This window comes from Mycobacterium sp. 852014-52144_SCH5372336, from assembly GCF_001665615.1.
GTDB lineage: Bacteria > Actinomycetota > Actinomycetes > Mycobacteriales > Mycobacteriaceae > Mycobacterium > Mycobacterium neumannii_A.
Window position 1 is genome coordinate 85,534 of record NZ_LZSW01000059.1, and the last position, 14,354, is coordinate 99,887.

The following is a 14,354-nucleotide window of genomic DNA, read 5'->3' on the forward strand; positions in this document are numbered from 1 at the left end:
CGATGAGGCGGCGGCCGCTACGTAACGTGAAGGCGTCGAGTACGGGCTCACACCTTTCGAAGGGATCGTTCATGGACCTGGCAGGCGTCGGTATCTGGAGTTCGCAGCTGCGCTACGGCGATCAGGGTGAAGCGGCCGAGGCCGCCGCGGAGCTGGAGGACCTCGGGTTCTCGGCCCTGTGGATCCCCGACGTCGGCGGGCCGGTCCTCGATTCGGTGGAGCACCTGCTGAAGGCGACCAAGCAGGTGGTGATCGCCACCGGAATCCTCAACCTCTGGATGCACGAGCCCGCCGACGTGGCCGCTCGCTACGCGTCGCTGACCGACAGCCACGGCGAGCGCTTCCTGTTGGGCATCGGGGTCAGCCATGCCCCGCTGATCGATTCGAAAGAACCGGGGCTTTACCGCAAGCCACTCGCGGCGACCCGCAAGTACCTCGACGACATCGATGCGACCCCCCAGCCGGTTCCGGTCGCCAACCGGGTACTCGCGGCCCTGGGTCCCAAGATGCTCGAACTCTCCGCGACCAGGGCGCGCGGCGCGCACCCCTATCTGGTCACCCCGGATCACACGCGCTATGCCCGCGAGCAGCTCGGCGAGGGCCCGCTGCTGCTCCCCGAGCAGACGGTGCTGCTCACCACCGACGCCGACGAGGCCCGCGCGCTCGGAACCGACTGGCTGCGTTCGTATCTGGCGCTGCCCAACTATGCCAACAACCTGTTGCGGTCGGGCTTCACCGAAGATGACGTGGCGACGGTCAGCGATCGGTTGTTCGATGCGATCATCGCCTGGGGCGACGAACAGACCGTGCTGGAGCGCGTTAAGCAGCATCACGACGCCGGCGCCGACCACGTGTGCGTGCAGGTGCTGACCGCCGATCCGCGGGAGTTCCCGCGCGAGCAGTGGCGGCGACTGGCCAGTGCCCTTCGCTGAGGCCCTAGGCTGACGACTCGAGCTCGGACAGCACCGCGGCGCTGTCCATCTGCGCGACCTCCAGGTACACCTCGGCGACCGCGTTGAGCCGCTCGGCGTCGGGTTCGCGGCCCAGGAGTCGTTCGGCGAGTTTGGCGACGCACCGGGCGGCGAACATGTCGGTGACCAACACCGTCGGGGTGTCCAGCCAGTCGCGCACCCGGGCGATCACCTGGGTGGCGAGCACGGAATCCCCACCGAGGGAGAAGAAGTCGTCGTCCACACCCACGCGCACGTCGTCATCGACATCGAGCACGTCTTCGACGATCGCCACCAACGCCGACTCCAACGGTGTGGCCGGCGCCCGGTACTCCTGGGCCGCAGGCGGTTCCACGTCAGCGAGCAGCCGCGCCGCGGCCTTGCGGTCAATCTTGCCGTTGACGGTGAACGGGATGCGGTCGGACACCGCGATGATCTTCGGGATCATGTGGGCGGGCACGAGGTCGGTCATGGCCTCGGTGACCGTCCGCGCGTCGACCGCGGGATCGTCGGTGCGCACCAACGCCGCGAGCACATCGCGTTCGCCGGGAATGACGGCGGCGACCGCGACGTCGATTCCGGCGAGCCGCTTCAGCGCGGCCTCGACCTCACCGAGTTCGATGCGGTATCCGCTGATCTTGACCCGGTGGTCGACACGGCCAACGAACTCCAGTGTCCCGTCGGGAAGGTAGCGGACGAGATCGCCGGTGCGGTACCAGGTTCGGCCGTCGTGCTCGACGAACTTCTCGGCCGTCAGGTCGGGTCGCCCGCGGTATCCGCGCGCGATGCCGCGGCCGGTGAACCACAGTTCGCCGGGCACCCAGTCGGGGCAGTCCGACCCGTCGGCGGCCACCACGCGGCAGGCGTTGTTCGGGAACGGGGTGCCGTAGGGCACCGACGTCCAGTGCGCGGGCGGATCGTCGACCTCGCAGATCGTGCCGTGCACCGCGGTCTCGGTCGCCCCGCCCAAACCGGCGGCGCGGACGCCCGTAGCCGAGTTGCGCAGGGCCCGAATCAGTTCCGGTCGCACCCAGTCGCCGCCGAGCAGCACCACCCGCAAGCCGGTCAGCCGGTCACCGCCGACCTCGAGCAGCATGTCTAGCCATCCGGGCATCCAGTTCAGGAACGTCACCCCGTGCTGCTGGATCAATCGCGCCCAGGTGTCCGGATCGCGGCGCTGATCCTCGTCGACCACCACGACCGCGCCGCCCGCGCGCAGAAGCGCGAAAATCTCCAGCACCGACATGTCGGCCTCCAACGAGGCCAGCGCCAGGCTGCGATCGCCCCGGTGCAATCCGAAGTGCTCGGAGACGAACTCGATGGTGTTCATCACCGCGTCGTGGGTGAGCTCCACACCCTTGGGCTCGCCGGTCGAACCCGAGGTGAACAGTACGTAGGCAAGCGAATTCGGGTCGGTCCGGACGGGTTGCGCGTCGGTGTCGCGGGTGAGCGCGTCGGCGACGGCGATGACCGGCACGCCGGTGTGGTTCACCCGCGCGCCGCCGCACACGAGCACCGCCGCCACCGTGCTCGACTCGAGAATCCGGGCGGTGCGCTCAGCGGGTTGGTCCGCACCGATCGGGAGATAGGCGGCGCCTGCCGCGAGAATACCGAGCACCGCGGGAATCTGTTCGGCACACTTGGGACCGATCAGCGCGACGAGATCACCGGGTCGAACCCCGTTGTCGCGCAACGTCACCGACACGCTCAGGGCCCGGTCACGAAGTTCTCCATAGGTCATCTCGCCGTCGTCGCTGAAGACCGCCGGGGCGTCGGGGGCGGCGAGCGCTCGGTTGAAAAACCCGTCGTGGATCGCCTCACCGCTCGGCGGCGCGGTGGTGCTGTTGACCGCCTGCCGCACGGCTCGCTGCGCCTCGGGCACCGCGGGCGGATCGGATGCGTCCCAGGCGGCGTCGTCGGTCGCGAGCCGGGTCAGCTCGGCGAGGTGGTAGGCGAACATCTCCTGGGCCACGCCGGGCCGGAACGCGTCGACGCGCACATCCCAGTTGATCATCAGGCCGTCGGCGAGCGGGGTGGCCTGCGCGTCGATGAGCACCTGCGGGCCTTGCGAGATCGTCCAGACCGGTGCCCCGAACTGGTCGGTGACCTCGCCGGCGAACAGGTCGCCGAGACCCAGTGCGCTGGTGTAGACGATCGGTGCCAGCACCTGGTTGCCGCGGTGGCGACCGAGGTCGCGCAACACCGACAGGCCCGAGTACCTCGAGTGCCGTGCGGTGTTGTGCAACGTCTCCTGCACGGCGCGTGCCCGCTGTGCGGGCGTGCGGGCTTCGGTGAGGTCGATGTCGAGCATCAGAGAGGACGTGAAGCAGCCGACGAGTTTCTCGACGTCGGGATGGAACGGCTCACGGCCGAACATCGGCAGGTTCAGCAGAAACCGCGAACCGCTCGACCAGCGCGCCAGCGCATGGGAATACGACGCCGCAACGGCCATCGCGGGCGTGATGCCACGGCGGTGCGCGGCGGCGAACAAGGCGTCGCGGGTCGGGACGTCGAAGATGTGCCAGAGCCGCACGCTACGCCGCGGGTCGTCCTGTTCGGCAGGCGGAATCAGCGGCAGCGCGGGCGATTCGGGAAGGTCGGGGATGCGCTCGGCCCACCACCGCACATCTTCGTCCGAGGGGCCCGGATCGGACGCGGCCAGCGCGGCGCGGTACTCCCGGTAGGTGTAACCCAGATCGGGAAGATCGCCGCCGCGGTAGAACACCGCGAGGTCGGCCATGAACTTGCGGTAGCTCACCGCGTCGGCGGCGTTCATGTCCATGTCGACGTGCAGCCGGGTGCGACCGTCGGGCCGCAGCGACAAGCTCAACTCGAGCACGTCGCCGTCGAGGATCTGGTGCGATTTCTCGTGCCGGATGGACTCGAGTCGTTGCTCGGCGGCCTCGGCGTCGAGGTCCCGCAGGTCGTGGACCGTCACGGGCAGTCCGCGGTCACCGATGCGCTGCGTGCCGTCGGGAAGGATCTCGACGCGCAACATCGGGTGGCGCGCAACGAGTTTGGTCGCCGCGTGCTGTAACCGCTCGGGGTCGACGCCGGCACCGTCGAATTCGACGTACAGGTGCGCGGCAACGCCGCCGAGCTGCTGATCGTCGTTGCGGCCCAACCACATCGCGTGCTGCATCGGCGCCAACGGGAAGGGTTGGCCCTCGTCGCCGGTCTGCGCGGGCTCGGCCGCCGGTTCGGCGCCGCCGCCCCCGGACCGCTCGGCCACCAGTGCCGACCACGCCGCCACAGTGGGATTCTCCGCGAGAGCGGCGAAGTTGATGTCCATGCCCTGTTTGCGCCACCGGCCCGACAGCGACATCATGCGGATCGAGTCGAGCCCGGAGGCGATCAGGTCGGCGTGCGGGTCGACCTCGTCGGGACTCACCCCGAGGAGTTCGGCGACCTCCTCGCGGACGGTGCGATCGGTTGTTCGCTCTGTCGACGAACCAGTCTCACCCACACCCACGACGCGTCCTCCGGATTAGTACAGGCTGCCCTAACTAACGCGGGGCACGCTACCTTATATGCGACCTACCGAACACACCTACCCCAAGGGGTCGCATCCTTCATGAGCACCGGTTTCGAGCAGCGCCCACAAGCAGATCAACCGCTTCGGAAAGGCGGGCTCGGCGACCTCATGGCGGGTTTCGTGCCGTTCCCCGCAGACCGCGCCGACGAGTACCGGCGCGCGGGCTACTGGACCGATGAACCACTCGAGTCGATCCTCAAAGATGCGGTCGCGGCGTGGCCCGATCGGACCGCCGTCATCGACGACCACGTCAGCTACACGTTCGCCGAACTCGACGCCCGCGCCGAGCGGATCGCGGCGGCGCTGGCCGACCACGGCATCCTCCCCGGCGACCGCATGCTGGTGCAGTTGCCGAACACCTGCGAGTTCGCCGTTGCGCTGTTCGGTGTGCTGCGGGCCGGCGTCGTCCCGGTGATGTGCCTGCCGGGGCACAGGTCGGCGGAGCTGAACCATTTCGCCGCGGTCAGCGGTGCGGTGGGCCTGATCGTGCCCGATTCGGTCGGCGGGTTCGACTACCGCGAGCTGGCCGAGGAACTCGTCAGGGACAACCCGGCGCTGCGGCACGTGTTCGTCCACGGCGACCCGGGCCGGTTCCAATCCTGGTCCGCGCTGGCCGATTTCGACGGTCCCCTCGCCGAGCGGCCGCCGGTGGACCCCGATGCGCCCGCCCTCCTACTGGTGTCGGGTGGCACCACCGGACTGCCGAAGCTCATCGCCCGCACCCACAACGACTACCTCTACACCGCCAGGACGAGCGCCCAGGAGTGCCACCTGACCGGCGATGACGTCTACCTCGTGGTGTTACCCGCCGGGCACAATTTCCCGCTGGCGTGCCCGGGACTGCTGGGGTCGATGACCGTCGGCGCGACATCGGTTTTCACCACCGATGCCAGTCCAGAGGCCGCGTTCGCGCTGATCGACCGGCACAGGGTCACGGTCACCGCGCTGGTCAACGCGCTGGCCAAGGTGTGGACCCAGGCGTGCGAGTGGGAGCCGGTGCTGCCGACGGGGTTGCGGCTCGTCCAGGTCGGCGGTTCCCGGATGACACCGCAGGAGGCCGAGTACATCCTGTCCGCGCTCACGTCCGGGCTGCAGCAGATCTTCGGCATGGCCGAGGGCATGCTCAACTTCACCCGTCCCGGCGATCCGGTCGACGTCGTGGTCAACACCCAGGGCAGGCCGATGTCTGAGCACGACGAGATGCGCGTGGTCGACGAGTCCGGCGCGCAGGTGGCGCCCGGTGAAGAGGGCGAGCTGCTGGTGCGGGGCCCCTACACGCTCAACGGCTACTACCGCGCCGAGGAGGCGAACGCGCGCTCGTTCACCCCGGACGGCTTCTACCGCAGCGGCGACCGCGTGCGGATCTTCGCCGAGGGCCCGCGCGCCGGCTACGTCGAGGTGACCGGCCGCATCAAGGACGTCATCCACCGCGGCGGTGAGACGGTGTCGGCGTCGGACCTCGAAGAGCATCTGTTCGCCCACCCGGCGGTCTACACCGCGGCAGCGGTGGCGCTGCCCGACGAGTTTCTCGGCGAAAAGATCTGCGCCGCAGTCGTCTTCAAGGGCGCCCCGATCACCCTGGCCGAGCTCAACCAGTTCCTCGACGAGCGGGGGGTGTCGGCGCACTGCAGGCCCGACGTGCTGGCACCGCTGCCCGCGCTGCCCAAGACCGCGGTCGGCAAGGTCGACAAGAAGAAACTCGTCACTGCGCTCACGTCGTGACGCGAGCTTGAACGCGCCGCCGAAACTGAAGAACTGCAGCAAATACTGGCGGTTTCTCGTGCGAATCTTCAGTTTCGGCGGGTTCTCGGTCAGGACACCTCGACCGTCTCCGCACCCTCCGGTGCGCCGAGCAGCTCGACGAGGCGTTCGGAGACCGCCGCCGCCGTCGGGTACTCCCACAGCAGTGTCGGCGGTAACGACAACCCGGTCTGCTTCTCCAGCTGCTTGAGCAGCCCGACCGTCATGATCGAGTCCACGCCGACCTCCACCAGCGGCAAACCGGTGTCGACGTCGGCCTCGGCCACGCCCAACTGTGCGGCCACCGCGGCGGTGACGACCTGGGCGACGCGTTCGGGGTCGGCGTCCACCAGGCTCACCTCCGGTGCGTCGTCGCCTCCCGGGGCATCGAGTTCGGTGGGTGCCACATCGGCCAGCATCGGCACCGACGCTGCCGACGGAAGAAGCGGCAGCACAACAACGTTCGGATCGTCGTGGCGCATCGCCAGGTCGAGTGCCCGCATCGCTTCGTCCGCCCCGATGGTGTCCATGCCCAGCGCGTCCAGTTGCGCCGCCACGAACCCGGACGTCGAGCCCATGCCCAGGCCGCGCCACGCGGTCCAGGCGACGCTGACGGTGCGGTCACCGAGCGCCCGCCGGTGGCGCGCCATCCCGTCGAGGAACGAGTTCGCGCATGCGTAGGCGCCCTGGCCGGGGAAGCCGGCGAGGTAGCCGCACGACGAGAACAGCACCAGCCAATCCAACTGTTCGGGTGGGAAGACCTCGTGAAGGGTCAGCGTCCCGTCGACCTTGGGACGCATCGCCGCGGTGAAGTCCTCGGGCGTCGTGTTGACCAACAGCGCACCCGCTTCGACACCGGCGGCGTGGATCACCCCGCGCACCGGAGGCAGGTCGCGCAGGGCGGCGCGCAGTGCGTCGGCCGCCCCTGCCGCGGCGATGTCCAACGCCACCACGCGCACGGACACACCGCGCTCCTCGAGTGCGGTTACCGTGTGGACCAGCTCCGAATCCGGTTGCCACTGCGAACGATCGGGCATGCCGCTGCGGGAGAGCAACACCAGTCGCCGTGCGCCGGTGTCGGCAAGCCGCTGCGCCATTCGCAAACCGAGCGCGCCGGTGCCGCCGGTGATGACATAGGTGCCGCCGGCCGAGCATTGCATCGGCGCTCCGGTCCCCCGCCCCGCCGCGGACAGCCGAGCCGATTGGGCGGCACCGTCGCGGAAGGCCACGACCGGATGGCCCTGCACCGATGAGAGGACCCCGACCGGCAGTTCGGCTGTGGCCACGTCGATCACGCCGCCGAAGGTCTTCGGGTGTTCGGCGGCGGCGACCCTTGCCAACCCCCACAGCGGTGCGTGCGCCACGTTCGCGCCCTCGTACACGCCCTGCGTGAGCACCCACATCCGCGCCTTGGCGCCGTGGTCGAGCAGTCCGCGCAGCGTCTGCGTCACCACCGCGACCGACTGTTCCGGTGTGTCGTGCGTGCTCGGGAGCACCAACACGACGGTGTCACGGTCGAACGACTCAGCCGCAGAGGAAATCTCGGCCGCATCGCCGTAAAGCGCATGCGGCACCTCGGCAGCCGAGAGGTCCCGCGTCACGAACTCGCGGATGGCGGTGTCTCCGCCGACGATCACGACCGCCCCGGGCCGGCTGTCGGCCTGCCACGGGACCGGATGCCACGAGAGCCGGTGCAGCATCCGGGAAAGATCGCTGCCGGAAGGGTTTTCGAGCTCCTCGAACGACATACCCGTCAGCGAGGCGAGGACCTTGCCGGACTCTTCGGCGAGCAAGACGTCGGTCGTGGTGGTTCCGGGCCTGCGCCGAACGTGCAGCAGCGCCACCGCCGGCGGTCGGCCGTGCACCTGCACGCGGTCGATGTGGGCGGGCATGCGCAGTCGCGGTGGCCAGTCGAACACCGTGGAGGCCGCCGAGGTCGCCGCATCCAGCAGCGGGGCCCAGGTGTCCGGCGTCGTACGGTCCCCGCGCGCGGCGACCTTGGCGAGCAGTTCGCCGTCGCCGCCGTGCAGTTCGAGGATCTCCCAGTCGAATCCCATCGCGGCGACACCCAGCGTCGCCAGCGTGTGCACGACGTGGTTCGAGGGCAGTGGATCACGGCAGCCGTCGCGCACGGACGACTCGTCGAGCACCTCCCCGAGGAGGTCTTCGATGTCGTCGTCGGCTGCGACCACCGCGCTGCTGTGGGTCAGCCAGCCGCCGTCGACGGTGTCCTCGTCGTCGTCGACGAGGCGGGTGGCCAAGGTCAGCCCGTGGTCCTGCAGGACCACCTGCACGTCGCGGGCGCGTCCGGGCGCCACCGGGGTGCGCAGCCGGACGTCGACGAGGTCCCTGCCCGCACGGTCGCAGCGCGTGTCCAGCTCGTTGGCCGCGCCGAGGAAGGTGTTGACGATGACGGCGGCGGGCACGATTTCGGTGCCCTTCACCGGGTGGTCGCCCGGATACGGACGGGAGTCGAGATCCACGCGGGTCTGCCACATCTTGGAGGCGACCGCGCCGGTCACCTCGATCCGGCCCCCGAGCAGGGTGTGGGTGTCGACGTCGTGCACGCCCCGGCCGCCGGGCGGAGGGGTGGGAGTGCGCCAGAAGTGGCGGTGGTGCCACTGCGTCACCGGGAGATCTGCCACCCACGGTGCCGACGACAGCTGGTGCTGCACCGGTGCACCGTGGCAGTGCAGCGCGGCGACCGCCGTTGCCACCGAATGCATCTGGGGGCGATCACGACGCAACAGCGGGACGACGGCGTGCTGGTCGGTACCGGCCGTCGTGAGCGTCTCGACGATCGAGTGCGCCACCACCGGGTGCGCCGAGACCTCGAGGAACAGCCGATGCCCGTCCTCGATGGCCGTCGAAACGGCTTCCGCGAACCGCACCCGGTCGCGCAGGTTGGCCACCCAGTAATGCTGATCGCGTGGCACCGCCGAGCGGGGATCGGCCAACGCCGTTGTGTAGAGCGGAATCTCGGGGGCGCGTGACGGCGGGAGTGAAGCCGTGAGTCGTCCCAGTTCGCCCGTCAGCGCATCCATGGCGGGGCTGTGAAACGCGACGTCGGTGTTGACGCGGCGCACCATGAAGCCTTGCTCGGTCCACTCTCGGCAGACACCGTCGACCGCCTCGATCGTGCCGGATATCACGGTCGACTCCAGCGACGCGCTGATCGCCGCCACCACGTCGGTCCGCCCGGCCAACCGCCGCTCGGATTCGGCGAACGGGAGCCGCACGAGCGCCATCGCGCCCTTGCCCATCACCGACCGGAAGCCGCGGGCGCGGTAGCACGCCACCGCGGCACCGACGGTGAGATCGAAAACCCCTGCGGTGACACAGGCCGCGACCTCGCCGACCGAGTGTCCGATGACCGCCGCCGGGGTGACGCCGCGCGCACGCAGCATCGCGGCCAGACCCACCTGCATCGCGAACGTCAGCGCCTGCACCTGGTCGGTGCCGCCGAGCTCCCCCGTGGTCAGCGCCTGGCGCGCCGAGAACCCCAGCTCCACGGTGAACACCGGATCGATCGCGTCGATCACCGCGGCGAATTCCGGTGCCGCCGTGAGCAGTTCGCCACCCATACCGGCCCAATGTGAGCCGTGACCCGAGAACACCCAGACCGCGCCGTTGACCGCGGCGGGCAGCACCGTACCGGTCACCACGGACGGGTCGGGGACGTCTTCGGCCAGTGCGGACAACGCGGCCGCCGCACCGTCGGTGTCGTCGGCCACCACGGCGGCCCTGGCCGGTTCGTGCGAACGCCGCGTCCACAGCGTGGCCGCGACTTCGTCGATCGGTGCGCGGTGGTCTCGCAGGTGATCGGCGAGTGCACCCGCCTGGGTGCGCAATCGGGCGACGTTGCGCGCCGAGACGGGAATGATCGCCGGAAGCTGTTGCGCCGGAAGGCGTTGCGCGGACGGTTGGGCGGCAGGCGCCTCCTCGAGGAGCACGTGGGCGATCGTTCCGCCGTAGCCGTAACTGCACACCGCGGCCCGCCGCGGCGCACCGTCGGCGCCGTCCCAGGGCTCGACGCGCGTCGGCACCCGCAGGCCGCTGTTGGCCCAGTCGACGGCCGGAGTCAGTGAGGTGACACCCGCCGTCGGGGGGATGGTCCGATGATGCAACGCCAACGCGGCCTTGATGAGTCCCACCACTCCGGCGCCGCCTTCGAGGTGGCCGACGTTGGGCTTCACCGACCCGATCCGGCACGGCGCATCGACGGGGCGGCCCGCCCCGTAGACCGACGCGAGCGCCCCGACCTCGGTGGGGTCACCGGAGGGGGTGCCGGTACCGTGCGCCTCGACGAAGCCGACGCTCGCGGGCGCGATGCCGGCGAATTGGCATGCGCGCCGGAACATGTCGGCCTGCGCGTCGCCGTTGGGCGACATGATGCCGACGGTGCGCCCGTCCTGCGCCACCGCGCCGCCTCGCACGACCGCGTACACGTGGTCGCCGTCGCGCAGCGCGTCGGCGAGGCGCTTGAGCACCACCACGCCCGCGCCTTCGCCGCGCCCGTAGCCGTCGGCCGAGGCATCGAAGGTCTTACACCTGCCGTCGGGCGCGGTCGCGCCTGCCACGTCGAGCACCCGGGTCAGACCCGGTCCGATCAACGCGCTGACCCCGCCGGCCAGCGCCAGCGACGTCTCACCGGCATTGAGCATCTGGCACGCCTGGTGCACCGCGACCAGCGAAGCGGCGCACGCCGCGTCGAGGGCGACGCTGGGGCCGCGCAGGTCGAGCAGGTGTGAGACGCGGTTGGCGATGCCGCACAGCGACGTTCCGATGCCGGTCCAGGCTTCGATGCCCGGCAGGTCTTCCATGATCAGCTTGCCGTAGTCGTCGGAGTTGACGCCCATCAGCACCGCGGTGTCGCTGCCCGCCAACGACTTCGGCGGAACGCCTGCGTGCTCGAGGGCCTCCCAGCTCACCTCGAGCGCCAACCGCTGCTGGGGGTCCATCAGCTCGGCCTCGCGCGGTGAGACCCCGAAGAACTCGGCGTCGAACCCGGCCAGGTCGTCGAGGAACGTTCCCCACCGGGTGACGTCCTTGAGCACCGCCGCGTTGCGGGGATCGCGCTGAAGGTATGGCTCCCAGCGCTCCGGCGGAACCTCGCGGACGTCGCTGCCGCCGTCGAGCAGGAAGGTCCAGAACTGTTTCGGAGTGCCGATCGCACCGGCAACGCGGCAACCGATCCCGATGATCGCGACCGCGTCGGGGCGTGCGGAATCCTCGGATGGTGCGGTATCGGTCACGTCAGCTGAGTCCCGAAGCCTGGATAGCCTTGCCTAAGAAGCCACACACCATGGCCGCAATACTGGCATAACCTCGCTCATTTGTGGAACCTACGCAGGCCTGGCGAACGTGGTGCCAATCACGTTCGAATCAGCTTGCCGCGACGTCCATTCACGCCGCCGCGCCGAGTTCTGCGGGAGGGTCGCCCTCTCGCCGAATCGACAACCCTCCCGCAGAAATGGGTGATCACCACGCCGCTGCGCCGCGCTCACCACGCCGTCACAGGTTGCGGACGGCCAGCGGTTCGTCGCTGCCCGACACCCGGATGTCGATGCTGCGGATCTCCGCGGTCGGGATGCTGGTCGCCGCCGACAGCCCGGTCGCCTCGTCTCCGGCCGGACGCCACGAGCCCACGGCCGTCTGGACGCCGTCGCGCGTGGTCACCACAATGTCGTAGCTGTCGACGTCGCGGGCCCAGTCCTTGGTGTACTCGCAGGCCCAGTTGAGCTCGGTGCCCCACTTCTTCTCGGTGACCGCCAGCTGTGCGGTCAGGCCCTGGCGCTGGCCGGGCTGCATCGGCTCCATCGCCACTGTCTGCACCGACGTCGTGCGGGGAAAGACCGTGGCGCCCACGAAACCGCCGAGGACCGCCAGCGCGGCCGCGACCGCGACCGTCGCCGCGAGCATCGTGCGGCGTGACCGCCGCTGACGCTTGGCCGCGGCCTGCGCCAGCGAGGCGACATCGGCGGACTGCTCGACAGCGGACCCCTCGTCCGCATCGATCAGCGCCGCGGCCTCCTCGCGGCTGAGCGCGGCCAGCATCGCGGGCATCTCGGCCAGGCCGGCCACCTCGGCGGCACGCGCCGGGTTCGCGGCGAGGTAGTCCTCGTAGGCGCGACGGTCCTGCGGGCTCAGCGCGCCGAGGACGTAGGCCGCATCCCATTCGGCGAGGTCGGCGACGGGTGTCCGGTCGAACTTGTCGCTCATTGGACCACCCCCCTTTCCTGCAGCGCCATCCGCAACGCACGCAACCCGTAATGGAGCCTGGACTTGACGGTGCCCGGGGCGATCCGCTCGTGTGCGGCGATGTCGGCGACAGTTTGCCCGAAATAGTAGGCGCGCACTATGGCGGTGCGGTGGTCGGCGCTGAGCGATTTCAGCGCCTCGGCCAGCACCCACTTGTCGACCGCGGGACCGATCGCGTCGAGCGACGGCCGCTCGGGCAGGTCGTCGGTCTGCAGTTCCCGGCTGAACCGCGCGCTGCGCCGGTCGTCGATGACGAGGTTGCGTGCGACGGTGAACAGCCATGCCCGCGCGGCGTCACCCGGCTGTTGCAGGATCTCAGGTTTGCGCCACAGCCTCAGCAGCGCTTCCTGCACCACGTCCTCGGCGAACGGCGTGTCGCCGCGGGTCAGCCGCAGCACGTATCGCAGCAGCGCCTGGCTGTGCTCGTCGTGGACCGCGCGCAGCAACTCGGCCTGCGCGGGGTCGGGAGTCATTGCTCATCCACCGCAGTCGTCATCGCTGATCACTACGACGTCCACCAGAGAATCGTTCAATGTTCGGCGTGCGAACGTGAGCTTATGGGCGAATTTCGGAGCCGAAGTTCCCCGGCGATCAGTCCAGCAGGTCGCGGACCACCGCGTCGGCCAGCAGCCTGCCGCGGTCGGTGAGCACCAGACGGTCGTCAACCCGGCTCAACAGCCCGTCGGCGATCGCGACGGCGGCGCGCTCCCGCTCGTCCGCACTCAGCACGCTCGTCGGGAGCCCGTCACGCAACCGCACCCGCAGCATCACGTCCTCGAGATGCAGGGTGCCGGCGTCGAGGTGCTCGAAGTCGGCCACCGGCAGGCGACCATCGGTCAACGTTTGGGCGTACGCGTTCGGATGCTTTACGTTCCACCAGCGCACCGCGTCGACGAACCCGTGCGCACCCGGTCCCGCGCCCCACCACTGACCGCCGTTCCAGTAGCCGATGTTGTGTTGGCACTCCCCGCCCGGTCTGCTCCAGTTCGAGACCTCGTACCAGGCGAAGCCGGCCTCCGCCAGGCGCGCGTCGAGCAGCTCGTAGCGGCGGGCCAGCACGTCGTCATCGGTCGGCACGAGCTCGCCGCGCCGCACCCGCCGGGCCATCGCCGTGCCGTCCTCGATGACCAGAGCGTAGGCCGAGACATGGTCGACGCCGGCCTCGACGACGGTGTCGACCGAGCGCAGCAGGTCGTCGTCGGACTCCCCCGGCGTGCCGTAGATCAGGTCGAGGTTGACGTGGCCGAACCCGGCCGCACGGGCCTCCCGCGCCGCGGCGAGCGCCCGGCCCGGCGAATGTTTCCGGTCGAGAGCCGCCAACACATGGGCAGCCGCCGACTGCATGCCCAGCGAGACCCGGGTGTACCCGGCCGCCAACAGCTGGTCGAACAGCTGCGGAGACGTCGACTCCGGGTTGGCTTCCGTGGTGACCTCGGCACCCGGCGCCAGTGGGAAGTGCGCGCGCACGGCGTCGAGAACCGCGGCCAGCCCGGGCCCGCCCAGCAGCGACGGTGTGCCCCCGCCGACGAACACGCTGTCGACCTCGGGGATACGGCCCAGATGCGCCGCCGCCTGCGCCAACTCGATCCGCAGCGCCGCAAGCCACCCGTCCGGGTTGGCGCCGCCCAGCTCGCCGGGCGTGTAGGTGTTGAAGTCGCAGTAGCCGCAGCGGGTCGCGCAGAACGGCACGTGGATGTAGATGCCGAACGGCCGCCCCTGCGCAGGGGTCATCGGCGGCAGCACCCGCGCACGGTTCTCGGCAGCTACGGTTCGGACCATGTCTGCAATTGTCCGCCTGCCGCGAGATTGCGCTCAGGCAGGCGTGCACTCGAACTTCTGATGCGTGGATGCATTCTCGACGAGGTTCT

Annotated in this window: 7 protein-coding genes; 2 read left to right on the forward strand and 5 right to left on the reverse strand. The window is 69.9% G+C overall.

Translation table 11 applies throughout. From position 1 onward, the window contains the following. Positions 1-71: 71 nt before the first annotated feature. Complete coding sequence (locus A5759_RS20240) at positions 72-932, forward strand: LLM class F420-dependent oxidoreductase (RefSeq protein WP_068200763.1); 861 nt, start codon at positions 72-74, stop codon at positions 930-932. Between the two features lie 4 nt (positions 933-936). Here A5759_RS20240 and A5759_RS20245 read toward each other — a convergent pair whose 3' ends face one another. Then, positions 937-4,422 (reverse strand): non-ribosomal peptide synthetase, encoded by a 3,486-nt coding sequence (locus tag A5759_RS20245; RefSeq protein ID WP_068200765.1) that lies wholly within the window; start codon positions 4,420-4,422, stop codon positions 937-939. Between the two features lie 102 nt (positions 4,423-4,524). Between A5759_RS20245 and A5759_RS20250 the strand changes: the two genes are divergently transcribed. Next, positions 4,525-6,207 carry a (2,3-dihydroxybenzoyl)adenylate synthase gene (locus tag A5759_RS20250; RefSeq protein ID WP_068200766.1) on the forward strand — a complete coding sequence of 561 codons (1,683 nt, stop codon included), beginning with the start codon at positions 4,525-4,527 and terminating at the stop codon, positions 6,205-6,207. A gap of 89 nt (positions 6,208-6,296) precedes the next feature. Here the strand turns inward: A5759_RS20250 and A5759_RS20255 are convergent, their stop codons facing one another. From A5759_RS20255 to hemW, 4 genes are all read right to left on the reverse strand, one after another. Then, complete coding sequence (locus tag A5759_RS20255) at positions 6,297-11,480, reverse strand: type I polyketide synthase (RefSeq protein WP_068200769.1); 5,184 nt, start codon at positions 11,478-11,480, stop codon at positions 6,297-6,299. Between the two features lie 259 nt (positions 11,481-11,739). Next, positions 11,740-12,447 carry an anti-sigma factor gene (locus tag A5759_RS20260; RefSeq protein ID WP_068200771.1) on the reverse strand — a complete coding sequence of 236 codons (708 nt, stop codon included), beginning with the start codon at positions 12,445-12,447 and terminating at the stop codon, positions 11,740-11,742. Then, positions 12,444-12,959 carry a sigma-70 family RNA polymerase sigma factor gene (locus A5759_RS20265; RefSeq protein ID WP_068200773.1) on the reverse strand — a complete coding sequence of 172 codons (516 nt, stop codon included), beginning with the start codon at positions 12,957-12,959 and terminating at the stop codon, positions 12,444-12,446. Before A5759_RS20265 ends, A5759_RS20260 begins: the two co-directional genes overlap by 4 nt. Before the next feature lie 118 nt (positions 12,960-13,077). Beyond that, the gene (gene hemW, locus A5759_RS20270; RefSeq protein ID WP_068200775.1) at positions 13,078-14,265 is read right to left on the reverse strand and encodes a radical SAM family heme chaperone HemW; all 1,188 of its coding nucleotides are present in this window, start codon (positions 14,263-14,265) and stop codon (positions 13,078-13,080) included. Positions 14,266-14,354: the final 89 nt, after the last annotated feature.